A 23942-nucleotide genomic window follows, 5' to 3' on the forward strand; every position below is an offset into this window, starting at 1 on the left:
CCATCGCCACACGATATGACAAAACCGCACGAAATTTCCTCGCTGGTATTTGCCTCGTCCTCGCCGTCACATCATGGATCAGTTGAGTCCAGAGCCTAGGCCGGCGGATAGCGCATCAGCGTGATCGGCTTGCCGACGTAGCTGTCCAGCTCGATGGTCTGCCAGCCCAGTCGTTCGTAGAGCGCGGCCTGGTCGGCGGTGTAGAGGTAGAATGGCACATCCAGCTTGCCGGCATAGTCCATCACGTGTTTGACCAGCGCGCCGCCGATGCCGCGGCGGCGCCATTGCGGCAGGACCAGCACGTTGGCCAGCCAGGGGCCGAGCGCCGGGCGGGTTGGCAGGTCGTGCGGCACGATGCTGGCGATGCCCACCAGTTCGCCGTCGATGCGGGCACCGAAGAATTTGGGAATGGTGACCGCTGCATCGCGCGAGCGCGCGATGTCCTGCTGGTTCTCCGCCCATGTCTCGTCCGACTCGAATCGCGCCCATTCCTGGTAGATCCATTCTGCGGCTAGTTCTGATTCGCGGCCTTCGCGGAGTACGGAAATGTCATGGTTGCTCATCGTGGTCTCCGTCACATTTCGCAGTCACTTTCAAGGATCATAGCTGCTGTCGGCCGGCGCAACAAAGACCGGCAATGACACCAAACCCGTCATCACGACCCGCGATACTCCCCCTGACCGGTCACAATCAGGGGAGCGTGTCGGCCGGGCGTTTGTCCTCGGCGCCGGCGCCCGTTCCGGAAGACGGCGGCGGTTCAGCGGGACAGTCCGTCAAGCCGGCCTTCGAGGGCGGCGACGAGGATGCGGCGCAGGGCGGCGGCGTCGGCCGGGCGGGGGTTGTCCGGCGTGTTGGGATCGCGGAAGGCCTGCTCCGACAGCGCATCGAGCATCGGCGCGGTGACGCCGAGCGCGTCGACCGTGTGCGGGATGCCGAGCGTCTTTCGCAGGTCGATCACCCAGTCGCGGACGCCTTCGAACCCGCCTTCGATGCCGAGGCTGCGGGCGAGCTGCACGATTTTCGGCTCGATCGCCTGGCGGTTGAATTCCAGCACGTAGGGCATCAGCACGGCGTTGGTCAGGCCGTGATGGGCGTGGCACTGCGCGCCGATCGGGTGGCTGAGCGAGTGGATCGCACCGAGGCCCTTCTGGAAGGCGGTCGCGCCCATCGAGGCGGCGGCGAGCATGGTGCCGCGGGCCGCGAGGTTGCGGCCATCGGTCGTCGCGGTGACGAGGCTGCCATGGATCAGCCGCATCCCCTCGACCGCGACGCCGTCCGCCATCGGGTGCCAGGCGTCGATGCAATAGGCTTCGAGATTGTGGGCGAGCGCGTCCATCCCGGTCCAGGCGGTCAGGGTCGCGGGCAGGCCGAGAGTGAGTTCGGCGTCGAGCACGACGAGGCGCGGCAGCATCTGCGGGTGCAGCAGGATCACCTTGCGGGCGGACTGCTCGTCGGTGATGACCGAGGCGCGGCCGACTTCCGAGCCGGTGCCGGCGGTGGTCGGCACCGCGAGAATGGGCACCATCGGCCGGTCGAGCGCGGGGGCGGCGAGGGTGATCTCGAAATCCCAGAGCGGCCGGTCGGTCGCGGCGGCGAGGGCGATGGTCTTGCCGCAATCGAGCGCGCTGCCGCCGCCGATCGCGACGACGAGGTCCGCCTCATGCGCGCGGAAGGCGGCGACGCCGGCGGCGACGTCGCTCGCCAGCGGGTCGGGGTGGGTGCCGGTGAAGCGCGCGGTGGCGATGCCGGCGGCGGCGAAGCCGGCTTCCAGCGGCGCGAAGAAGGGTAGTTTCGCCACCTGCGCGTCGGAGACCAGCAGCGCGCGGCGGGCGCCGAGATCGCGCGCGCGGGCGGCGAGTTCGCCGATGCGGCCCGGCCCGGCCAGCACCTCGGTGGGGAAGCGCCAGGTTCCCTGCAGAATGGTCATCGCGGGTTACATCCTTTCAAAGCAGCGTGTGCGTTCCCAGTCGGTCACCGCGGCGGCGAAGGTCTCGACCTCGACCTCGGCCATCCTGGCGTAATGCGCGACCACCTGCTCGCCGAACGCCTCGCGCGCGAAGGCGCTGTGGCGCCAGAGGGCGAGGGCGTCGGAAAGCGTGCGGGGCACGCGCGGCAGGTCGCCATGATAGGCGTTGCCGGTGAAGGCCGGTTGCGGCGGCAGCCGGCGTTCCATGCCGTCGAGCCCGGCGGCGATCATGCCGGCGAGGGCGAGGTAGGGGTTCACGTCGCCGCCCGGCAGCCGGTTCTCGACGCGCAGCGACCGCCCGTGGCCGAGCACGCGGAAGGCGCAGGTGCGGTTGTCATGCCCCCAGACCAGGCCGGTCGGCGCGAAGCTGCCCACGGCGTAGCGCTTGTAGGAGTTGATGTTGGGCGCGAACAGGACTGACAACTCGGCGGCATGGGCGGCGAGGCCGGCGAGGAAATGGTCGAATTCCGGCGCGTGGCCCTCACCGGCAGCGAAGACCGGGCGGTTTGCCGCGTCGCGCAGGCTGAGATGGATGTGGCAGGAATTGCCCTCGCGCTCGTTGAACTTCGCCATGTAGGTGATGGCGTGGTCCTGCGACTGGGCGATCTCCTTCGCGGCTTCCTTGTAGATCACGTGGCCATCGGCGCATTCCAGCGCCGGGGCGTAGGCGAAGTTGATCTCGTGCTGGCCGAGATTGCACTCGCCCTTGGAATTCTCGACGCGGATGCCCGACGCTTCGAGCGCGTTGCGGATGGCGCGGATGACCCTTTCCACCTTGGCGGTGCCGAGGATCGAATAGTCGACATTGTAGAGATTGGCGGGATCGAGGTCGCGATAGCCGCGCCGCATGCACTCCTCGTAGGTATTGCGGAAGAGCATGAATTCGAGCTCGGTCGCGGCGAGGGCGGTCAGGCCGGCGGCGGCGAGGCGGTCGAGCTGGCGGCGCAGGATGCTGCGCGGGGCGACCGGCGCGGGGCTGCCGTCATGCAGCGCGATGTCGCAGAGCACGATCGCGGCGCCCTCCTGCCAGGCGGCGCGGCGCAGGGTCGAGAGATCGGGGCGGAAGACGAAATCGCCATAGCCGCGATCCCACGAGGCGAAATCGTAGCCGGAGACCGGCGTCATCTCGACATCGACGGTGAGCAGGTAGTTGCAGCCCTCCGAGGCGTCGGCCAGGACGTTGTCGAGGAAGAAGCGGGGCATCACCCGCTTGCCCTGCAGCCGTCCCTGCATGTCCGGCGCGGCCATCACGATCGTGTCGATCGCCCCGGCATCGACCGCGGCGCGCAACTCGTCGAGACTCATGCCGCCGGACGCGGTGATGGCTTGTGCAGCAAGATCGTTGTTCATGATCGCACCTCCCGGCGAAACATCGCACGGGGCCAGTGTGGCGTTCTTGACATTCGGCGACAAGCGGCTTGTGCGCGCGGGTTTGTGTTCAGATGTCAAAGCGGGCCGGGGCGGAATTTGCCACAGTCGGACCACTGCCGAATTTCGTTGCGCAACGGCCGCGCCGACCGGCATTCTGGCGCGGCACCGACGGATTGAAGGGGATCATGGGTCTGCCTGCCGCCGCGTCCGGATCGACCTCCTGCCATGTGCTCGCCGCCGCGGCGTCCGGGGTGACTTCGTTCATCCGCGATGCAGGGGCAGACCCGGACCTGGTGCTCGGCGAGGCGGGGTTCGACCCGCGCGACCTTGAAGATCCGCGCGCGACGGTGCCGCTCGCGCGCTATGTCGCGATGATGGAACGGGCGGCGGCGCGCAGCGGGGATTCGCAATTCCAGCCCGAGGCGCTCGGGCTGATCGGCCAGCTCGCGCTGGCGGCGCCGGATGTCGGCACCGGGATTGCCGCCTTCGCGCGGCATTTCATCCAGCACCAGCAGAACACCGAAACCCGCCTCGCGCGGGAGGGACGCGCGCTGCGGCTGGAATACCGGATCGTCGATCCGCTGATCTGGTCGCGCCGGCAGGATGCCGAGCTGACGATGGGGATGTTCGCCAACCTGCTGCGGCGCGCGCTCGGCAGCGCGCTGGAGATCGAGGAGGTGTGGTTCGAGCATCCGGCGCCGGAACAGGCGCAGGCGCATGCGGCGGCGTTCGGCGCGCCGGTGTTCTTCGCCGCGCCGGCGAACGCGATCAGCTTTCGCGCGGCGGGGCTGGAGCGGCCGATGCCGGCGCGCGACCCGGCGCGCTTCGCCGCACTGGCCGAGGAGCTGCGCCGGATCGGCGGCGGCGGCGCGCCGCGCGACCTGCTCGGCGCGGTGACGAGCGAGATCCGCCGGAAGCTGCCCGAGGGGCCGGCCGGGATCGACCGCGTGGCCGCGAGCCTCGGCCTGCCGCGCTGGACGCTGCAGCGCCGCCTCGCCGAGCACGGACTCACCTATTCGGACTGCATCGACCAGGTGCGGGCGCGGCTCGCGCTGATGTATCTCGCCGAGCCGCATCTCTCGATCGCCACGATCGCCGAACTGCTCGGCTATTCCGAGGTGAGCGCCTTTTCGCGGGCCTGCCGCCGGCTGCACGGCGCCTCGCCCGAGGCGGTGCGGCGCAAGCTCGGTGCCCGCACGGCGCCCGACAGCACGACCGGGCGGGAAAGCCCGGCGCACACGGCCTGACGGTCAACATGGGAGACGGAGATGTCGAACGACCAGAATGAGGCGCGGATCCTCGCGGAGGATACCGCAACGCTGCACAAGATGGGCTATGCGCAGGAACTCTCGCGGCGCATGCACGGGTTTTCCAATTTCGCCATCGCCTTTTCGATCATCTGCATTCTTGCCGGCGGAATCACCTCGTTCCAGGCGGCGTTCTCGGCTGCCGGGCCGGGGGGCGTGTTCATCGGCTGGATCGTGGGGTCGATCTTCTCGATGGTGATCGCGCTGTCGATCGCGCAGATCGCCTCGGCCTACCCGACGGCGGGCGCGCTCTATCACTGGTCCTCGATCCTCGGCGGGCGGGGCTGGGGCTGGGCGACCGCCTTCGTCAACCTGCTCGGGCTGATCTTCGTCGTCGCCTCGGTGAATGTCGGCGCCTACGACCTGTTCACCAGCCTGATCCTCGGCAACATGTTCCATATCGACACGTCGCACTGGGGGTTCTGGCAGCAGACCGTCGCCGTCGTCCTGATCACCGCGAGCCAGGGCGCGTTCAACCACATGGGCATCCGCACCACCACGCGGCTGACCGATTTCTCCGGCTACCTGATCTTCTTCATCGCCATCGTGCTGACCATCGCGATGCTGGTGGGCGCGCAGCATTACGATTTTTCGCGGCTGTTCACCTTCATCAACTATTCCGGCAAGGCCGGCGGCGGCGTGGTGCCGCATAGCGGCAACCTGTTCTACCTCTTCATGCTCGGCCTGCTGCTGCCGCTCTACACCATCACCGGGTTCGACGGCGCGGCCCACACCTCGGAGGAGACGGTGAACGCACGGCGCACCGTGCCGCGCGGGATCATCAATTCGGTGTTCTGGTCGTTCGCCTTCGGCCTCGTGATGGAGGCCGCGATCCTGCTGGCGATGCCGGATCTCGGCAAGGCGGCGGCGCAGGGCGGCAACGTGTTCTTCAACCTGCTCGCCGGGTTGCCGGTGATCCTGCCGGTGAAATACCTGCTCTATGTCGGCATCGTCGTCGCCAACTATCTCTGCGCGCTGGCGGGGGTGACCTCGACCTCGCGGATGATCTTCGCCTTCGCCCGCGATGGCGGGCTGCCGGGCCATGCGATCTGGCGGCGGGTAAGCCCGACGCACCGCACACCGGTCGGCGCGATCTGGCTGACGGCGGGGCTCTCGGTCGCGGCGACGCTGTATTCGCCGGCCTTCGCGGCGCTGGCGGCGGGCTGCGCGATGTTCCTCTATATCTCCTATGCCATGCCGGTCGCGGCCGGCCTGCTGGCGGAGGGCAAGACCTGGACCGAGTTCGGCCCGTTCCGCCTCGGCGCGCTCTCGAAGCCGCTCGCGGTGATTTCGATCATCGGCGTGTTCGTGCTGATTTATATCGGCATCCAGCCGCCCAACGACATCCTGATCACCTACGGTCTCGGCCTGATCGTGCTGATGCTGGTGCTCTGGTTCGGGGTGGCGCGGGTGCGCTTCCCCGGCCCGCCGATCAGCCGCGAAGCGATCGCGCGCCGGGCGGCGGAAATCGCGGCCGAGGAACGCGCGGTTCATGAAGGGGCGGGAGGCTGAGATGGCCGCGACCCTGCCCACACACCTGCTGATCGGCGGCGCCTTCGAGCCGGGCGCGGGCGCGCCGGTTCCGGTGATAAATCCCAGGACCGGTGCGGTGATCGTCGAGATCGCCGAGGCGGATGCCGGCCAGGTGGCCCGCGCGGTGGAAGCCGCCGGGCGCGCCTTTCCCGCTTATGCGGCGCTGCCGCCGGGCGAGCGCGCGGCGATGCTGCTGCGCCTCGCCGATGCGATCGAGGCGGAGGCGGAAGACTTCGCCGCGCTGGAGGCGCTGAATTGCGGCAAGCCGCGCCCGGCCGTGCTGCGCGACGAGATTCCCGCCATCGTCGACTGTTTCCGCTTCTTCGCCGGTGCTGCGCGCTGCCTTTCGGGCAGTGCGGCGGGCGAGTATCTCGCCGGCCATACCTCGATGATCCGGCGCGATCCGATAGGCCCGGTCGCGCAGATCGCGCCGTGGAACTACCCGCTGATGATGGCGGCGTGGAAGATCGCCCCGGCGCTCGCCGCCGGCAACACGGTCGTGCTCAAACCCTCGGAACTGACGCCGCTGACCGCGCTGAAACTGGCGCGTGTCGCCGCCGGCATTCTGCCCGAGGGCGTGCTCAACGTGATTTCGGGGCGCGGGACGAGCACCGGCCAGGCGCTGATCGACGCGCCCGGGATTGCGATGATCTCGCTGACCGGCTCGATCGGCACCGGCGAGCGGGTGATCCAGGCAGCGTCGGCCTCGATCAAGCGCACCCATCTCGAACTCGGCGGCAAGGCGCCGGTGATCGTCTTCGACGATGCCGATATCGACGCCGCCGTCGCCGCGGTGCGGGATTTCGGCTATTACAACTCCGGGCAGGACTGCACGGCGGCCTGCCGGGTCTATGCCGGTGCGAAGGTCTATGACCGGTTCGTGGCCGACCTCGCCGCGGCGGTGGCGCAACTCCGCTATGACCGGGCGGATGATTCGGAAAACGACATCGGCCCGGTGATCTCGGCGGGCCAGCGCGAGCGGGTGGGCGGCTTCGTCGCCCGCGCGGCCGCGCTGCCGCATGTCGAGATCGTCGCCGGCGGGCGCGACGCGGCGGGGGCCGGGTTCTACTACGAACCCACCGTGGTCGCCGGCGCGGCGCAGGACGACGAGATCGTGCGCCGGGAGGTTTTCGGCCCCGTCGTGTCAGTGACGCGCTTCACCGATCCCGAGCAGGCGATCGTCTGGGCGAACGATTCCGATTACGGCCTCGCCTCGTCGGTCTGGACGCGCGATGTCGGGCGGGCGATGCGCCTGGCCGCCGGGCTGCGCTACGGCGCGACCTGGGTGAACTGCCACTTCATGCTCGCCAACGAAATGCCGCATGGCGGGCTGAAGCGGTCGGGCTACGGCAAGGACCTCTCGGCCTATGCGCTGGAGGACTATACCGTGGTCCGCCACGTCATGGTCCGGCTGGACTGATCCTGCCCGCGCCGGACGATGCGTTAGAGCACGTTCCGATCCATCCGGATCGGATGTCGTGCTCTATCTTGTTGATAATTAGAGCATCTTTATCCGATCAGATGATTCCATCTGATCGGATGAACAGGGTGCAGCCGCGGCCGGAATCCTTCACCCCGACCCAGGCCAGCGCCGGGTCGAGATAGTCGCAGCGGTTCATGAACACGGTGCCGGTCTCGATCGCGCCACCGATGCGGGTTGCGGCCTCGATGTCGCGGGTCCAGACCGAGGCGGTGAGGCCATAGGGGCTGTCGTTCATCAGGCCGATCGCCTCCTTGTCCGAGCCGACCTTCATGATGCCGACGACCGGGCCGAAGCTCTCGCTGCGCATCACGTCCATCCGGTGATCGACATTCACCAGCACCTGCGGCGCGAGATAGGGCGTGCCGGGTCGGCTTGCGGGGAACCGCGCCTCGTCGATCAGCGCCGTGGCACCGGCGGCGAGGGCGTCGGCGATCTGGCCGCGCACGAAATCGGCGCCGGCGGCGTTGACCATCGGGCCGAGCGTGGTCGCGGCGTCGAGCGAATGGCCGAGGCGATAGGCGTTGGTGGTCTCGACGACGCGGGCGATGAAATCGTCATATACGGCGGCATCGACATAGATCCGCTCGATCCCGCAGCAGGACTGGCCGGAATTGAAGAAGGCGCCGTCGACCAAATTGTCGGCGGCGTGGACGATGTCGGCATCGCGCCGGACATAGGCGGGATCCTTGCCGCCGAGTTCGAGGCCGATGCCGGCGAAGCGGTCGGCGGCGGCGCGGACGACGCGATGGCCGGTCGCCACCGAGCCGGTGAAGGCGATGAAATCGACGCGCGGATCGCGGATCACCGCCTCGGCGTCGGCATTGGCGAGGTGGAGCACCTGAAAGACATGCTCGGGCAGGCCGGCGGCGGCGAAGGATTCTGCGAAGCGCTCGGCGCAGAGCAGCGTCTGCGAGGCCTGTTTCAGCACCACGGCGTTGCCGGCGAGCAGGGCGGGGACGACGCTGTTGACGGTGATCAGATAGGGGTAGTTCCAGGCGCCTATGACGAAGACGACGCCGAGCGGCTCGCGGGTGATGAACCGCTCGAAACCGGCGACCGGCGTGGGTCGGACCGGTGCGAGCGACGCCGCGGCGAGCGAGATCATCATCCGTGCGCGTTCGGCAACGCCGCGGATCTCGCCCGGCGTCTGGCTCACCGGACGTCCCATCTGCGCGCTGATCTCGGTGGCGATCGCGGCGCCATTGGCGGTGAAATGCGCGACGAAGCGCTCGCAGATCGCCATCCGCCCGGCAAGGTCGACGCGCCGCCAGGCCTTCTGCGCGGCGGTGGCCCGCTCCAGCGCCTGCTCGATCTCGGCCGGCCCGGCAAGGGCGCGGGCGGCGACCTCGGTGCCATCGGCGGGGGAGAGGATGCGGTGAATCCGGGGATGCTCGGCCACGGTTGGACCTCCATTCTGCGCTTGATCAGTCTGCCATGCCGCCGCGCGGCCCGGCAATGGCATCAGAGCGCAGACTGGCGGGCGGCTTGCCAATGCGGGCCTGGCAATCGCAAGCCAGGATGATCGCGGCAGAGTCGTGAAACCGGCTGGCGCGATCTGTGGTCTTCTGGATAATTATACGTGCCGGACGCCAGGATATCTGATGCTTTCCGGCGCGATGCCCGGCATGCGGGCAGGACAGGAGACAGACGTCATTGCAATGCGCCGAGCGTGTATTCGGCCACTTCACGGGGAGAGATTCACGATGACCATCGACTATCAGATTCACGACCTTGGTGATTTTCGTCTGCAGGGCGGGGCCACGCTGCGCGGATGCCAGCTCGCCTACAAGACGTTCGGCACATTGAACGCCGACAAGAGCAATGCCATCGTCTATCCGACCTGGTATTCCGGCCAGCATCATGACAATGAGTGGCTGATCGGTGCCGGGCGTGCTCTTGATCCGGCAACGCAGTTCATCATCATCCCGAACATGCTCGGCAATGGCCTGTCCTCCTCGCCAAGCAATACGCCGGAACCTTACAACGGACCGCGTTTCCCGAAGGTGACCGCGTATGACAACGTGCGCGCGCAGCATCATCTCGTCACTGAAAGATTCGGCATTTCACGGCTCCGGCTGGTCACCGGCTGGTCGATGGGCGCGCTACAGACGTTTCACTGGGGGGCGATGTATCCCGACATGGTCGAACGGATCGCGCCATTCTGCGGATCGGCAAAATGCTCGCGCCATAATTTCGTGTTTCTCGAAGGGGTGAAGGCGGCGCTCACGGCCGATGCCGCGTTTGCCGAGGGCTGGTATACGACCAAACCGGCGAAGGGCCTCAGGGCGATGGCGCGCGTGTATGCCGGGTGGGGGTTTTCCCAGGCTTTCTATCGCGAGGAACTCGACCTGAAGACGCTTGGCTATTCCTCGCTGGAGGATTTCCTGATTGCCTTCTGGGAGGGGTTCTTCCTGCCCAAGGACGCGAACAATCTGCTGGCCATGCTGTGGACCTGGCAGAATGGTGACATCTCCGCCAACGAGCTCTATCACGGCGACTTTCGCAAGGCGCTGGGCGCGATAAAGGCCAAGGCGCTGGTCATGCCTGGCCAGACCGATCTGTATTTTCCGCCGGAAGACAGCGCGTTCGAGGTGAAGCACATGCCGAATGCGACGCTGGTGCCGGTTCCATCCATCTGGGGGCATTTCGCTGGCGGACCTGGGACCAGCGTGCAGGATGTCGAATTCATCAACCAGAAATTGAAGGAACTGCTCGCCAGCTGACGCTTGGCACGCCACCTGCGGACGCGTGGCCCGTGATCGAAAGCGCCAAAGCCATGTCGCATTTCGATCAGGCCGCGTGTTCAAGGGCGAGGCCACTCCGCCCGGCGCGGATGGTCTCGGTCTGGCGTTCTGCGGGCGTAGTGCGGGAATTCAGGCCATCGGCGTTTGGATCGCTTGAGTTTGATGGCGAAGAAGGTGTCCATCCTACAAGCAAATTAATATATCGATCAATCTCAATATAAAATTCATGATAATGTGAAAATACCTTTTTATCTACCCTGCAATTTTTCCTGCTTCGTTCGAATTCGAACCCATCGCAGGATGGCGCTTACCGACAACTGACTCTCCAACCGAGAGTGCCGAAACCACGACGACATCGTCGTTCACTGCTGCCACGCTTGGAACCGCCTTGTCGATCAGCTCTGGAGCTTCATGTCCATCGGACTGCGCCAATGGGCACACGGCTCCTGATCAATAGTATTTCCGATTGACCGGCTCAAGTGAGTGGTTAATGATGAACGTTAGTACATTCTTGTCTCCGCCGCCATGGTCGCCCCCCCCCCCGATTCCGCTTCGCTCCATCGACGGCCACTGAGCGGCCTTATCTTCCTGGCATTCGGAGGACTGATGATCTGCTTGGCTCTGACCGGCCACTGAACTTGTACCTTGCTATGATCAGAGCCTCCCTCGCACAGCTATGTGTCAAGTGACAGGCAGTTCCTTAAACATTGGCATTGTGCAACGTCTCTCATTGAACGGCCACACCCTCGCCATAAAAATGCCAAGGCAGAATCGCTTCCGCTCCATCCTCCCGCTGACGCCAGGTTGAGTACGAGCGCTCACTCGGCCGCGAGCCTGACCTCAATCGGGATGCCCTCGATCGGACATTCCTCGGTCCCGAGGCTCGGCCGTGTAAGACCTTCGACCTTCGCGCGTACCGCCTCAGGATTTTCAATCCACTCGCGATAGAAATCGTAGGGGCAGACTGCCTTGCCAGGCTCGTTTTCGTGAGAATTCACCATTCCGGTATATCCACGATGGAGCAGTTTGAAGAGGTGGTTCTCCGACTGGCCATTACGGCGTGCATCACGCAGTAGGGACTTCGAAAGTTGCGCATACTGGATGCCATACTCCTCCTCCCCGCACTCGCCGAGCGTGCGCCCGTCGAACCCGATGATCGCGGAGTGTCCGAAATAGGAATAAACCCCGTCGAAGCCAGAGGCGTTGGCAACCGCGACATAGACATTGTTGGCCCAGGCCATGGACTTGGCCATCATGACCTGCTGGTCCTTTGCGGGATACATGTAGCCCTGGCAGCGAACAACCAGTTCCGCCCCCTTCATCGCGCAATCGCGCCAGATCTCCGGATAGTTGCCGTCATCGCAGATGATCAGGCTGATTTTCAGGCCCTTCGGGCCCTCGGTGACATAGGTCGTCGACCCTGGATACCAGCCTTCGATCGGCGTCCATGGCATGATCTTGCGATATTTCTGGACGACCTTTCCTGTGTCGTCGATCAGGATCAGCGTGTTGTAGGGCATCTTGCGCGGATGCTCCTCATGACGTTCTCCGGTCAGCGAAAACACGCCCCAAACCTTTGCCTTGCGACAGGCTTCGGAAAAGATCTCGGTTTCGTCGCCGGGAATGACGGAAGCAGTCTCCAACATCTCGTTACGGTCATACATGATGCCGTGCGTCGAATACTCGGGGAATATTACCAGGTCCATGCCGGGCAGACCGGATTTCATCCCGATCAGCATTTCAGCGATCTTCTGTGCGTTGGCCAGTACCTCGGCCTTGGTGTGCAGCCGGGGCATCTTGTAGTTGACGACCGCGACTCCGACCGTGTCGTTGCTTGCGGAAATATCACCATGCAGCATGAGCTTTTGTCCTTGAGAGGTGAAAGGGACGTGGCGGGCCGCCGGCCCAGCCACGCGAATCAGCAGCGGGCGATCAAACCGTCGGCGAGCCGAACGACAGCGATGGCGCGGCATGCGGCTTCTTGCACATGTCAGCACAATCGCTGTCGAGCGAGCAGCAGAGCGAGCAGATGCTGCCCTTGTGAAATGGGCATCCGGTCATGTCCTCCGGCTCGTATTCGAAGCCGCAGGCAACGCAGTTCATCGCGGTATGCCCGACACCCGGATGATAGGAGGGGTCACGCGCGATGTAGTATCTACCCTTAGTGATGACCGCGACGATCGGCGACAGCACGAACGCAACGGCCAAAGCGATGAAGGAGGAGAAGGCGGCCGCATAGGCGCCGAAGACACCGAAGAACGCGAGCACCGAGATGATCGAGGCGATCACCATCGAGCCGAACCCGACCGGATTGAAATTGTAGAGATGCGCACGCTTGAACTCGACGTAGGACGGGCTGAGCTTGAGCAGCGGCTTGTTGATCACGAGATCCGCCGTCACCGCGCCGATCCAGGCAACAGCGACGTTCGAGTAAAAGCCGAGGATCTTGCCGAGGAAGTGGAACATGTTGAGTTCCATCATCGTCAAGGAAATGCCGATATTGAGGAAGATGTAGACGAAGCGCCCCGGATGAGCGTGCAACAGGCGGGAGAAGAAGTTGGACCACGAAAGCGAGCCTGAATAGGCGTTCGTGACGTTGATCTTGATCTGGGAGAGGATGACGAAGAATGTCGCCACGCTAATCGCCAACATCCCGGCGCCGAACATCGAAGTGAAGCCGGCATGATACATCTGGATCGGCTCGTTCGCCTGCGCCAACGGGGTTCCGTGTGATACCGCGACGGAGGCAAAGAACGAGCCCATGAGCTGTTTGGTGGCACCGAGAATGACCCAACCGGGGCCGGCGCCGAGCACGGCGAGCCACCAGCCGATCGAGTTTTTCTCCGTCTTGTCCGGCATGAAGCGGAGATAGTCGGCTTGTTCGCCAATCTGCGCGATCAGCGACAGTGCGATCCCGGCGGCGGAGCCGAACAGCAGCGGATTGAAGCCTGAGCCGCTCGGCGACGAACCGGCGAAGCCAATCCAGCCAGAAATAGCATGCGGATCGACGGCGAGCACTGCGATCGGCGGACTGAACAGCAGAAACAGCCAGATCGGCTGGGTCCACACCTGCAGCTTGGAAAGCAGGGTCATACCGAAGGCAACGAGCGGAATGATCAATAGCGAGCCGACCGCGTAGCCGACGGGCAGCGGGATACCGAAATAGAGGTTGAATGCCTGCGCCATGATCGAACCTTCAAGAGCAAAGAAAATGAAGGTGAAACTGGCATAGATGACCGAGGTTATGGTCGAGCCCAGATAGCCGAAACCCGCACCGCGGGTAAGCAGATCAACATCGACATTGTATTTCGCGCAATAATACGCGATCGGAATGCCGGTCAGGAAAATGACCGTCGCCGCCGCGAGGATGCCCCAGAACGCGTTGGCAAAGCCGAACTGCACGGCGAGAGAGCCGCCGATCGCCTGGTCGGCAAGATAGGCAATCCCGCCCAGTGCTGCCGAGAACACGGCATATTGCGACCAGGTCCGGAAGCTCCGGGGCGCGTAGCGCAGGGAATAGTCCTCGATGACAGGATTATTGACGAAGCGGTTGTAGGAACGCCGCGGCGCGGCGGGAGACATCTTGCCCGGTGTCGTTGTCGACATGGTTCTGCCTTTCGAACGGAATAGAAGAATGCCGTGAATGGCAGAAGCAGATCACAGGACGCGCGCTTCGGGGCATGGGCCGTATTGCGATCCGGCCTTCGTGGAATCGCGTAATCGGGGCTACGTAGACCCGAGCGCCTTGAGAGCGGCGACGACGGCAGTCGCGCGGTTCTCGACACCAAGCTTGACGAATATCTGTTCGAGATGCTTGTCGACCGTACGTGGACTTACCGTGAGGATTGTCCCGATATCGCGGTTCGACTTGCCACGCGCGAGCCAGAGCAGCACCTCAGCCTCACGCGGCGTCAGCGCCGCATGTGCCCGGAGCCGCGCGAGATCGCCGGCCACATCCTCGACTGTGACACGGAGCAGAAACTCATCCGCACCAATCTGGCCAAGCAGCACGAGTTCCACCGCGCGCCCGCCGGGGTCGAGCAGCCGGGTCTCGCTGCTGACTTCACGGGCGATGCGCTCGGTCAGCCAGTCGGCCGCCGTCTTCGGCAGCCTTTCGCCAGCGCCGAGTCCGGTCAATTCAGCTGCCTGTCGGGTGCTCCACAGTACTTGCCCGCCGCGATCGGCCGCGAGGAGGAAGCGACCAGACGCATCCATTGCCGCCTGCACGCTTCGGGTGAGCCCTGCATTGGCAAGATGTACTTTGAGCCGCGCGACGACTTCATCCGGCCGGACCGGCTTGGTGACATAGTCGACGCCGCCAGCCTGCAATCCGTCGATCACGTTGTTAGTCTCGGTGAGGCCGGTCATGAAGATGACCGGCACGAGGCCGCACCCCGGAATCTGCTTCATCCGCCGACATGTTTCGAAACCGTCGATGCCAGGCAACATGGCGTCGAGCATCACGGCGTCAGGCGTGATGCGCGCCATCACCGCAAGCGCCATCTCGCCCTGTAGAGCGACGAGCACATTGTAGCCGGCCTTTTCCAGCGTCTCGCTCAGCAGGCCGAGCATCGCAGGATCGTCATCGACGACGAGGATTGTCGGGCGGAAACTCATTCTACTTCCCCGCCGAGAGAGGCGAGCAGCCCCGCCAATTCGACCAGCCGGAAGGCATCGAGCTTGGCACGTAGAACGCCGACCGGTGCCGCCAGGTCGGGATCGCTGTCGGCGATTTCGTCAAGCCGCGCCCGCAAGGGACGGAGAAATCCGATTTCGGCGAGGCGACGCAGATCAACGGCATAGGGTGCCAGCCGCGAGAGGTCTGGCCTGCTCCCGGCGCCAGCCGGCAGGGGCTCGGATTGGTCGGACGTCCACTCGATGCGCAACGAGGCGCCGATCGTTGCCAGCAGCGACCGGAGGTCTACCGGCTTGGCAAGCGCGTCGTAGAACGGATGCGGGGCCTTTCGCCGGCGCACGATTTCACCCGCGTCGGCCGATAGCAGGATAATCGGCGTCGACTCGTGACCGCTTGCGCGAAGTCGTGCAGCGAGTTCGGCGCCGCTGATGTCGGGCATCGAAAGATCGACGATGAACAGGTCGGGGTTTGCTGATGCCGCGAGACGCAGACATCCCTCGGCATCCGGCGCCGTCAGTACATCAAAGCCGAGAGGGCCCAGCGCATCCACGATCAGGGTGCGGTGCAGAACGTTGTCGTCCGTCACCAGAATGCGGCGACGGCGTCCGACATAGCCAGTGAAGACCGGCCGGGGTGAAGCGACCATGACGCCGGGGCCGCGGTGCGAAAGCATCAGCCGCAACGTGAAGCGGCTGCCGCAGCCAGGCGACGAGGTTACGGTCACTTCGCCGCCCAGGATCTGGGCGAGCAGCTTCGTGATCGTGAGGCCCAGCCCGATCCCGGGCGGCGCCGCGCCATCGCCGGCCGACAGGCGCTCGAACGGCTCGAAGATGCGCGCGACATCGGCATCGGCGATCCCTGGCCCGGTGTCGCTGACCATGAACTCGGCCACCTCGCCCGGCACCCTGACGGTGAGCCGGACCTCGCCTTCCCGGGTGAACTTGATCGCGTTCGACAACAGGTTGATCAGGATCTGGCGCAGCCGCGTTGGGTCAGTCATGACCGTTTCGGGCAACGTATGCGGACAGTCGAACGTGAAGGTGATGCCGCGCCCTGCCGCCTGCAAGCTGAACATATCGGCGATCTGGGTCAGGAACTCGTGCAGGCGAACCGGCTGGCGCTCAAGCTCGATCCGACCGGCCTCGATCTTGGCAATATCCATCAGCCCCTCGATCAGGCCGGAGAGATGTTCGCCGGAGCGGCGTATGATCAGCATCTTGCGGCGAACGCCTTCGGGGAGGCTGCCGTCGATCTCGAGCAGCTGGGCATAGCCGAGGATCGCGTTCAGCGGCGAGCGCAATTCATGGCTGACACCAACGACGAAGCGACTCTTCGCCAGGTTGGCAGCTTCGGCAACCTCGCAGGCGCGCGCCCGCTCAGCGTCGGTTCGGCGATGAGCCTCGATTTCGGCAAGCAAAAGCGCAGTCTGCTGCTCGACCTCCTGCTCCACCGCCTGGCGGGATTCGCGGGCCAATACAAACAGCCACGACACCACGCCTGCGATGATCGCGAGCACGAAGAAAGCATGCCAGCCAGTGAGCACAAGCAGGGCGGCGGCATCCGGGTCTGTCGGCTGCGCGAGCCAGACCAGCGTCAACAGAACCAGTGCCAGGAAGCCGCATGAGGTCACGAACACAAGAATGAAACGCATGAGCGGCGGTGAAAGGTGCCGACGCAGGACGCCTGGAAGAACTGGTGCCAGCATCGAGGACAGTTGCGTGCCGTAGCGCCCGTGCGGCTTGCAGGCGTCGTTGCAGCGGGCCTCCAGCGAGCAGCATAGCGAACAAATCGGCGCCGCATACACAGGACAATGCGCCATGTCGGCGATCTCGAACTCTTTGGCGCAGACGCCGCATTGGCACTCTGCCCCCCCGGCATGATCCGGTGGCGCGCGCCGGGCGAGGTAAAACCGCCCACCGGTCGCCGCGGCAATCGCGGGGGCTGCAAGGATCGCGGTCGCGAGCGCCAGCACCGGCGCAAACGCATGCAGGACCGGGCCCATCACCCCCCGCATCGCGATTCCACCCGCCGTCACCGCGAGCAGCATCGCTCCGAGCCCCACGGGGTTGAGGTCATAGAGATATGCGCGCTTGAATTCGATTGCCGGTGGCGCAAGCCCTAGCGGCTTGGCGATCGCGAGGTCGCCAAAGATGGAGCCGACCCAAGCACAGGCCAACACCGAGTAGAAGGAGAGGATCGGCTCGATGGCATGGTAGATGCCAAGATCCATTAGCAGCAACGCGATCGACACGTTGAACCCCATCCAGACGATACGCCCCGGATGGCGGTGGGTCAGGCGGGAGAAGAAGTTCGACCAGGCGATCGACCCCGCATAGGCATTGGTGACGTTGATCTTCAGCTGCGCCACGAGCACGAGCGCCACCGTAAGCGGCAGAGCCACCCTGCCGATACCGGGCGGCAGGATCGTCTGCCACGCCACGAGATACATCACGACTGGCTGGCCCGCGGCGCGCCCGGCCCCGCTGTGTACCGCGAGGACGACAAGCAGTGAGCCGGCGAGCAGTTTGATAACCGCGGGCACCACCCAGCCGGGCCCGGCAAGCGCAACCGCACTCCACCAGCGGATGCGCCCGCCAGGCCGCGGTGATGGCAGAAAGCGCAGGAAATCCACCTGTTCGCCGATCTGGACCACCAACGACATAATAACCGAGAGGGCCGCTCCGAAGTGGAGAGGGTCGAACGGCGCACCATAGCTGTGCCAGACACCGAGATCGAGCCTGCCAGCGGCAGCGGCAATCATCAGACCCAGCAGCGGCATGAAATTGAGAACGAGCCATGCACTGCGGGTGCGAGACTGAAACCGGCTTATGAAAGTGATGCCAAACGCCACCATGGGCAGCACCACGAGCGCGGCAACGATGTTGCCCAGCCAGGCGGGGACGCCGAAGCAGTAGGCAAGCATCCCGCTAACAATCGACGCTTCTATCGCGAAGAATATGAACGTGAACGACGCGTAGATCAGCGAGGTGATGGTCGAACCGAGATAGCCGAAGCCGGCGCCGCGGGTCAGAAGATCGATATCCACCCCGGCCCGTGCCGCGACCGCGGCAATCGGCCCTGCCGTCAGTCCGATGAGCAGTGCGCCGACGATGATCGCCGGTATTGCGTTGCTGGCGCCATAGGCGAGTGTGACTGTACCGCCGATCGCCTCAAGGGCGAGGAAGGCGGTCGCACCGAACGCAGTGTCGGCAACGCGGCCAGGTGAAAAGCGGCGCGCCCGATTGGCCGTGAAGCGGAGAGCGTAATCCTCCATCGTCTCGTTGCCGACCCACTGATTGTAGGTCCGTCTGGGGGGCGTGATACGCTGGCGCACGTTCAAGCGCTGTCCTTTCGGTCCTGCGGCGTATCTTCCCCTGACAACCATCTCGCCGCTTCGGTGGAATGACGTGGCGGATCGTTGACTGATTCATCACCCGCGGAAGTGCTTATGCATATACGGCGAACGCCGTATTCAATCCCGGCCCGATTTTGTCGACGGTCTGTGCAGATTTTGCAGCACATAAAAGGAGCATTCCGTGACGGAAACCCTGATCAAGGTCGACCTTGCCGGTTCGCCCTACGACAACGACATGATCCACAATCGCTGGCATCCGGATATCCCGATGGTGGCCACGGTCAAACCTGGCGACGATTTCATCCTCGAATGCTTCGATTGGACCGGCGGGTTCATCAAGAACAACGAAAGCGCCGCCGATGTGCGCGACATTGATCTGAGCACCGTCCATTTCCTCTCCGGTCCGGTCGCCGTCGAGGGGGCGGAGCCCGGCGATCTCCTTGTCGTGGACATTCTCGACATCGGGACTCTCCCCGGTAATGAGTGGGGATTCAATGGCTTCTTCTCGAAGCAGAACGGCGGTGGCTTCCTGACGGACCATTTCCCGCAGGCCCAGAAATCGATCTGGGACGTCAAGGGAATGTTCACCAGCTCACGACACGTCCCGGGTGTGCGCTTTGCCGGGCTGATCCATCCGGGCCTGATCGGCTGCCTGCCGGACGCGAAGCTGCTCGAAACCTGGAATGCGCGGGAGAACGCACTCATCGCGACCAACCCGACGCGTGTGCCGCCGCTGGCCAATCCACCGTTTCCGTCCACCGCACACATGGGTCGGCTCACCGGCGAAGCACGCACCGCCGCCGCGGCGACCGGTGCGCGCACCGTGCCGCCGCGCGAACATGGCGGCAATTGCGACATCAAGGACCTTTCCCGCGGTGCCCGCGTCTATTTCCCGGTCTATGTAAAAGGTGCCGGGCTGTCGGTGGGCGACCTGCATTTCAGCCAGGGCGACGGCGAGATCACCTTTTGTGGCGCGATCGAGATGCCTGGCTGGATTCATCTCGGGGTCCACAGCCTGATCAAGGGTGGGATGGCGAAATACGGGATCAAGAACCCGATCTTCAAGCCGAGCCCGATCAAGCCGGACTATAACGACTTCCTGATCTTCGAGGGCATCTCCGTCGATGATCACGGCGGCCAGCATTACCTCGACGTGTTCGTGGCCTATCAGCAGGCTTGCCTGAATGCGATCAACTACCTGACCAAGTTCGGGTACTCTCCGGCCCAGGCCTATGCCATTCTCGGGACCGCACCGGTACACGGGCACATCTCGGGCGTCGTCGATATCCCGAACGCCTGCGCGACCCTGTATCTGCCAACCGAGATTTTCGATTTCGACATCAACCCCGGCGCCGAAGGTCCGACAGTGCAGGCCCTCGGCGGTGCCGACGTCCTGCTTGCGCCCGATCTCTGACGGAGGATCATGCCATGCCGGTCTATGATTACGAATGTAAGAGTTGCGGCACGTTCGAGGCGCTTGCGCCGATGGCAGAATACAAGCGCTGTCAGCCCTGTCCGGGATGCGGCGCCTCGGCTGAGCGGGTGCTGATCTCGGCACCAATGCTGACGACACTCTCGGCTGCGCGCCGCACCGCATTCGCGGTCAACGAGCGGAGTGCCCATGCTCCGGACACCAGCCGACGGAGCGGCCGTCACCCGGCCGGTTGCGGCTGCTGCAAACCCAAGACGAAGGCCGACGGCGCAACTGCGAACAAGTCCTTTCCCGGTCGGCGTCCGTGGATGATCAGTCATGCGTGAACAAAAGCGCGTCCCGCACCCGACGCCACGATGCCCGCCACCGTAACGCGGTGGCGGCGGTTCCGGTCTGGCGAAAAATGCCCCGTTTCAGTTGCCGGCTGATGGTCATGATTGACAGCCCTTGCAGGACCCAGCGATCTTTTAGGCGACATGACGGCAATCCGCATGCCGGCGGGATGTCGAGGGGGCCGGATGGAGGCGAAAGGACAGAAACGGCTGGGCGCGACCATTCCTGTGCAGCGGATTTTGTGGGGGCTTGGCGCCGCCAATGTCGTGGCCTGGATCTGGGCGGCGGCTGCGTTCGGCGGGGCACCGCGGCTGCTCGGCATCGCGGGGCTGGCCTGGCTGTTCGGACTGCGGCACGCGATGGACGCGGACCATATCGCGGCGATCGACAATGCGGTGCGGCGGCTGGCCGGGCGCGGCCGGGCAGCGAGCCTCGCCGGGCTGTTCTTCTCGCTCGGGCATTCGAGCGTCGTCGTGCTGCTGGCGGCGGCGGTCTCGTTCGGGGCGGGGGCGCTGCGGGGGCATCTCGACAGCGTGACGCGCTATGGTGCGTGGGTCGGCACGATCGTCTCGGTCGGGTTTCTGGCGCTGATCGCCGGAGCGAATCTCGTGGCCTTGCGGGCGGAGACACGCGGCGCCGCGGCGCCTGGAGGCGTGCTGAGCTGGCTGGCACGGCCGCTGTTCCGCCTCGTGCGGCGGAGCCGGGACATGTATGCGATCGGGTTCCTGTTCGGCCTCGGCTTCGACACCGCGACGGAGATCGGGTTGCTCGCGCTCTCGGCCGCGGGGACGGCGCACGGGATTGCCGCGTGGCGGCTGATGGCGCTGCCGGCGCTGTTCACCGCCGGGATGTCGCTGGTCGATACCGCTGACAGCGCGCTGATGACGCGGGCCTATGGCTGGGCGCTGCGCGACGGGCGGGTCCGGCGGCGGTATAACGTCACGTTGACGCTGGTATCCGCTGTCACCGCCGTGATCATCGGCGGCGTGGAACTGATCGGTCTGATGAAATCTTCGTTCGGGTACGGGCTCTCGCGGGCGGCGGCGCTGCTTGCCGCCCACTGGTCAGAGCTCGGCATGGCGATCGCGCTGATGCTGGCGGGACTGTTTCTGGCCGCGATCCGGCGCGGCCGGGCCGCGGCAAGGATTGCGGGCCGGAGTCCCCCGGGCGCGCCGCCCGGCTGATACCTGCCCCCCCCCCACGCGCCTGGTTCCCAAGCAGGGGTGATCGTATCAGCCCTGTGCGTCCTGTGTCGTCGCCGGGGCGGGCCGCCAGTCGCGGAAGTACAGGCGGCCCAGACTTGCAGCAAGATCCATCAACAGGAGCTGAGCCTGGTCCAGATAGTCGTGAAGATTGCCGGCGAGCAGGCGCTGTGTTGGCGCGACATAGACATACTCGCGCAGGTACTCCGCCTGTTCGAGCGGATCGCCGAGGCCTTGGAGATGATGTAGCCGGGCGAGATCGCCGAGATGCGCCTCAATCCGGCGAACACAGAGCAGCAGCGAGCGCGGAAAGGACGGATCGCGCAACAGGAAACTGACTACATCCCCGATCGAGGCGCGGGCAGAGGAGAGCTGGCGGAACGCGTGATACCCGGCTGCGGCCCGCAACACTGCATACCATTGCGTAATCTCGATGACCTTGCCGGTTTCTCCTGCCCGCGGCGAAAGCAGGTGATATTTGATGTCGAGCAGGCGCGTCGTCTGGTCCGCCCGTTCGATCAGCCGGCCCAGCATGTAGAAATGCCAGCCCTGGCCGCGATACATCGTCCCCTCAGTGATGCCGGTATGGGCCTGCACGGCTTCCTTGAGCCGGACGCAGAGACGGGAAAGCCTGTCGCCATCCAGGGCGCCAGGCTCGATCTGACTTACAAAGCGATGGAACATGTTGATCTGGCGCCACATCTCGGTGGAGATCAGGGACCGCAGCGTGCGCGCGTTGGTTCGTGCCGCGGCGAGGCAATAGGGCACGCCCGTCGGGTTTTCGCGATCGAGCAGATAGAAGCGCCTTACGATATCGGGATACTGCGACACATCCGCCCCGGCTTCGGCCAGTCGTTGGGCGTCGTCATTGATGGCGAGCAGGGCGGACCACGCATCGGCCTCGCGACCGGGGCTTTCAAAGCTCTGGGTCACGTCGATAAGTCTCGCGAGATTTTCGATCCGCTCCAGATAGCGTGCCATCCAGAACAGGCTTTCGGCATCGCGGGCGAGGAGTTCGGGCTCGGCGCGCATGTCAGTTGGCCGCCGCGCGACCGGGCTGGTCGGCGAGCACCCAGGTGTCTTTCGAACCGCCGCCCTGGGAGGAATTGACGATCAGCGAATCGCGCCTGAGTGCAACGCGGGTAAGACCGCCGGGCAGAACCCAGCTGTCGCGACCGGTTACGACGAAGGGACGGAGATCGACATGGCGGGGCGCGATCCCATCATCCGTCAGCGTCGGGCCTACGGAGAGCGGGATCATCCCCTGACTGATCCAGTTTGCCGGATCGGCGAGCAGCGCGGCACGAGCTGCCTCGAGCTCCGCCCGGCTGGCACGGGGGCCGACGGTGATGCCATATCCGCCGGATTCGCCAACCGGCTTGACCACCAGCTCATCCAGATGATCGAGCGTGTATGCGAGCGCATCCTTCTCCCGACAGATATTGGTATCGACATTGGGCAGAATCGGATCTTCACCGAGATAGTAACGGATGATGCGGGGCATGTAGGCATAGATCGCCTTGTCGTCGGCGACCCCGGTCCCGACGGCGTTGGCGATGGCGACATTGCCAGCCCGCCATGCATCGATCAGTCCGGGAACGCCCAGCATCGAATCCGGTCGGAAAACGGTGGGATCGAGGAAATCGTCGTTCAGGCGCCGGTAAATCGCATGAACCGGGCGCGGGCCGGCCGTTGTGCGCATGTAAACACGCGCGTTCTCGACATTGAGGTCCGACCCCTGGACCAGCGGAATACCCATTTCGCGCGCGAGGAAGACATGTTCGAAATAGGCCGAGTTATAGATGCCGGGCGACAACAGCACCGCGCGCGCCTCGGGATCGGGGACGGGGGCCATCTCTTCCAGCGCGGCCCGCAGACGATAGCCGTAATCATCGACAGGGCGGAGACGCATGCCGGCGGCCAGATCGGGAAAGGCGCGAAGCATCAGGTGCCGGTTTTCGACCACATAAGATACACCGGACGGCGTGCGGGCATTGTCCTCCAGGATCCGGAACGTGCCGGCCTCGTCGCGCACGATGTCGATCCCGCAGACATTCACATAGCTTCCATGTCGGATCGGAAACCCGATCATCTCCGGGCGGAAACAGGGGTTCTGAAAGACAAGATCGCCAGGAACGACACCGTCCTTCACGATTTTCGCATCACCGTAGATGTCGCCGAGGAAGGCGTTGATTGCGGCGACGCGCTGGATCGCCCCGGCCTCGATATGTTTCCATTCCGACGGCGTAAGAATGCGCGGTATGCAATCGAACGGAAGGATGCGATCGATCGCGGTACTGTCGGAATAGACCGTGAATGTGATCCCGAGATCGATCAGCTCGGTTTCCGCCGCCTCGGCGCGACTGCGCAAGGCCTCCAACCCGATATGAGACAGGCGGCGACGCAGAAGAGCCGGAACGTCACCATCATCTGGACGCGGATGGGTCAGTTCGCAGAAGAAGCCGCCCGGATTGTAGCGCGCGAAGAGATCAGCAGGGATATCGGCTTCTGTCAGCCCCGTATGCGCCATAACTACCGCTACCTCCGCTTGTTTCAGCGCCGGGGCTCGGGCGGATCTGT

At 64.7% G+C, this 23942-nt stretch carries 17 protein-coding genes and 1 pseudogene; 8 read left to right on the forward strand and 10 right to left on the reverse strand.

Annotation, left to right across the window (positions count from 1 at the left end; genetic code table 11):
• Positions 1 to 95: 95 nt before the first annotated feature.
• From B7Z76_RS11975 to B7Z76_RS11985, 3 genes are all read right to left on the reverse strand, one after another.
• Positions 96 to 563, reverse strand: coding sequence for a GNAT family N-acetyltransferase (locus tag B7Z76_RS11975; RefSeq protein WP_174503958.1), 468 nt, complete (start codon positions 561 to 563; stop codon positions 96 to 98).
• A gap of 194 nt (positions 564 to 757) precedes the next feature.
• Positions 758 to 1927, reverse strand: coding sequence for an iron-containing alcohol dehydrogenase (locus B7Z76_RS11980; protein WP_291344164.1), 1170 nt, complete (start codon positions 1925 to 1927; stop codon positions 758 to 760).
• A gap of 6 nt (positions 1928 to 1933) precedes the next feature.
• Positions 1934 to 3316 (reverse strand): glutamine synthetase family protein, encoded by a 1383-nt coding sequence (locus B7Z76_RS11985; RefSeq protein ID WP_291344166.1) that lies wholly within the window; start codon positions 3314 to 3316, stop codon positions 1934 to 1936.
• Between the two features lie 206 nt (positions 3317 to 3522).
• Here B7Z76_RS11985 and B7Z76_RS11990 point away from each other — a divergent pair, with 206 nt between their 5' ends.
• Genes B7Z76_RS11990 through B7Z76_RS12000 form a run of 3 tightly spaced genes read left to right on the forward strand, consistent with a single transcriptional unit; the run spans position 3523 to position 7597 of the window.
• Entirely contained in the window at positions 3523 to 4584 is a 1062-nt protein-coding gene (locus B7Z76_RS11990) for an AraC family transcriptional regulator (RefSeq protein ID WP_291344168.1), read from the forward strand.
• Between the two features lie 21 nt (positions 4585 to 4605).
• On the forward strand, positions 4606 to 6156 hold the full coding sequence (locus B7Z76_RS11995) for an amino acid permease (RefSeq protein ID WP_291344170.1): 1551 nt from the start codon (positions 4606 to 4608) through the stop codon (positions 6154 to 6156).
• Entirely contained in the window at positions 6137 to 7597 is a 1461-nt protein-coding gene (locus tag B7Z76_RS12000; protein WP_201712615.1) for a gamma-aminobutyraldehyde dehydrogenase, read from the forward strand. Before B7Z76_RS11995 ends, B7Z76_RS12000 begins: the two co-directional genes overlap by 20 nt.
• A 97-nt stretch (positions 7598 to 7694) precedes the next feature.
• Here B7Z76_RS12000 and B7Z76_RS12005 read toward each other — a convergent pair whose 3' ends face one another.
• Complete coding sequence (locus B7Z76_RS12005) at positions 7695 to 9059, reverse strand: aldehyde dehydrogenase family protein (RefSeq protein ID WP_291344173.1); 1365 nt, start codon at positions 9057 to 9059, stop codon at positions 7695 to 7697.
• A gap of 202 nt (positions 9060 to 9261) precedes the next feature.
• Between B7Z76_RS12005 and B7Z76_RS12010 the strand changes: the two genes are divergently transcribed.
• Entirely contained in the window at positions 9262 to 10383 is a 1122-nt protein-coding gene (locus B7Z76_RS12010; protein WP_291344175.1) for an alpha/beta fold hydrolase, read from the forward strand.
• A gap of 342 nt (positions 10384 to 10725) precedes the next feature.
• Positions 10726 to 10854: pseudogene (locus B7Z76_RS12015) on the forward strand (IS630 family transposase); the annotation flags it as partial.
• A 368-nt stretch (positions 10855 to 11222) separates the two neighbouring features.
• On the opposite strand, the gene B7Z76_RS12020 reads toward B7Z76_RS12015, so the two are convergent.
• The 4 genes from B7Z76_RS12020 to B7Z76_RS12035 all read right to left on the reverse strand — a co-directional run bounded on the left by B7Z76_RS12020 (position 11223) and on the right by B7Z76_RS12035 (position 18374).
• Complete coding sequence (locus B7Z76_RS12020; protein ID WP_236656390.1) at positions 11223 to 12377, reverse strand: aliphatic amidase; 1155 nt, start codon at positions 12375 to 12377, stop codon at positions 11223 to 11225.
• Complete coding sequence (locus tag B7Z76_RS12025) at positions 12337 to 14010, reverse strand: cytosine permease (protein WP_201712616.1); 1674 nt, start codon at positions 14008 to 14010, stop codon at positions 12337 to 12339. Before B7Z76_RS12025 ends, B7Z76_RS12020 begins: the two co-directional genes overlap by 41 nt.
• Positions 14011 to 14130: 120 nt before the next feature.
• Positions 14131 to 15021, reverse strand: a complete 891-nt coding sequence (locus tag B7Z76_RS12030) for a DNA-binding response regulator (protein WP_174503964.1) — start codon at positions 15019 to 15021, stop codon at positions 14131 to 14133.
• On the reverse strand, positions 15018 to 18374 hold the full coding sequence (locus tag B7Z76_RS12035; RefSeq protein WP_291344199.1) for a hybrid sensor histidine kinase/response regulator: 3357 nt from the start codon (positions 18372 to 18374) through the stop codon (positions 15018 to 15020). Before B7Z76_RS12035 ends, B7Z76_RS12030 begins: the two co-directional genes overlap by 4 nt.
• Before the next feature lie 202 nt (positions 18375 to 18576).
• On the opposite strand from B7Z76_RS12035, the gene fmdA reads away from it, so the two are divergent.
• The 3 genes from fmdA (at position 18577) to B7Z76_RS12050 (ending at position 21344) form a co-directional block, all read left to right on the forward strand.
• On the forward strand, positions 18577 to 19809 hold the full coding sequence (fmdA, locus tag B7Z76_RS12040) for a formamidase (RefSeq protein ID WP_174503966.1): 1233 nt from the start codon (positions 18577 to 18579) through the stop codon (positions 19807 to 19809).
• Positions 19810 to 19823: 14 nt separating this feature from the next.
• On the forward strand, positions 19824 to 20153 hold the full coding sequence (locus B7Z76_RS12045) for a zinc ribbon domain-containing protein (RefSeq protein WP_174503967.1): 330 nt from the start codon (positions 19824 to 19826) through the stop codon (positions 20151 to 20153).
• 192 nt (positions 20154 to 20345) lie between these two features.
• On the forward strand, positions 20346 to 21344 hold the full coding sequence (locus B7Z76_RS12050; protein WP_291344177.1) for a HoxN/HupN/NixA family nickel/cobalt transporter: 999 nt from the start codon (positions 20346 to 20348) through the stop codon (positions 21342 to 21344).
• A gap of 48 nt (positions 21345 to 21392) precedes the next feature.
• Here B7Z76_RS12050 and B7Z76_RS12055 read toward each other — a convergent pair whose 3' ends face one another.
• On the reverse strand, positions 21393 to 22394 hold the full coding sequence (locus B7Z76_RS12055; RefSeq protein WP_291344179.1) for an alpha-E domain-containing protein: 1002 nt from the start codon (positions 22392 to 22394) through the stop codon (positions 21393 to 21395).
• A gap of 1 nt (position 22395) precedes the next feature.
• Positions 22396 to 23892: a circularly permuted type 2 ATP-grasp protein gene (locus B7Z76_RS12060; RefSeq protein WP_291344181.1), complete on the reverse strand. Its 1497-nt coding sequence runs from the start codon at positions 23890 to 23892 to the stop codon at positions 22396 to 22398.
• Positions 23893 to 23942: the final 50 nt, after the last annotated feature.

Source organism: Acidiphilium sp. 20-67-58 (assembly GCF_002255515.1).
Lineage (GTDB): Bacteria > Pseudomonadota > Alphaproteobacteria > Acetobacterales > Acetobacteraceae > Acidiphilium.

Excerpts from the sequence above, each read along its gene's own strand:
- B7Z76_RS11975 (WP_174503958.1), bottom strand. The coding sequence starts at position 563 with ATGAGCAACCATGACATTTCCGTACTCCGCGAAGGCCGCGAATCAGAA.
- B7Z76_RS12010 (WP_291344175.1), top strand. The coding sequence starts at position 9,262 with ATGCTTTCCGGCGCGATGCCCGGCATGCGGGCAGGACAGGAGACAGAC.
- B7Z76_RS11985 (WP_291344166.1), bottom strand. The coding sequence starts at position 3,316 with ATGAACAACGATCTTGCTGCACAAGCCATCACCGCGTCCGGCGGCATG.
- B7Z76_RS11980 (WP_291344164.1), bottom strand. The coding sequence starts at position 1,927 with ATGACCATTCTGCAGGGAACCTGGCGCTTCCCCACCGAGGTGCTGGCC.
- B7Z76_RS12045 (WP_174503967.1), top strand. The coding sequence starts at position 19,824 with ATGCCGGTCTATGATTACGAATGTAAGAGTTGCGGCACGTTCGAGGCG.
- B7Z76_RS12020 (WP_236656390.1), bottom strand. The coding sequence starts at position 12,377 with ATGCCGCGCCATCGCTGTCGTTCGGCTCGCCGACGGTTTGATCGCCCG.
- B7Z76_RS12030 (WP_174503964.1), bottom strand. The coding sequence starts at position 15,021 with ATGAGTTTCCGCCCGACAATCCTCGTCGTCGATGACGATCCTGCGATG.
- B7Z76_RS12050 (WP_291344177.1), top strand. The coding sequence starts at position 20,346 with ATGGAGGCGAAAGGACAGAAACGGCTGGGCGCGACCATTCCTGTGCAG.
- B7Z76_RS11995 (WP_291344170.1), top strand. The coding sequence starts at position 4,606 with ATGTCGAACGACCAGAATGAGGCGCGGATCCTCGCGGAGGATACCGCA.
- B7Z76_RS12060 (WP_291344181.1), bottom strand. The coding sequence starts at position 23,892 with ATGGCGCATACGGGGCTGACAGAAGCCGATATCCCTGCTGATCTCTTC.
- B7Z76_RS12055 (WP_291344179.1), bottom strand. The coding sequence starts at position 22,394 with ATGCGCGCCGAGCCCGAACTCCTCGCCCGCGATGCCGAAAGCCTGTTC.
- B7Z76_RS12000 (WP_201712615.1), top strand. The coding sequence starts at position 6,137 with ATGAAGGGGCGGGAGGCTGAGATGGCCGCGACCCTGCCCACACACCTG.
- B7Z76_RS12025 (WP_201712616.1), bottom strand. The coding sequence starts at position 14,010 with ATGTCGACAACGACACCGGGCAAGATGTCTCCCGCCGCGCCGCGGCGT.
- B7Z76_RS11990 (WP_291344168.1), top strand. The coding sequence starts at position 3,523 with ATGGGTCTGCCTGCCGCCGCGTCCGGATCGACCTCCTGCCATGTGCTC.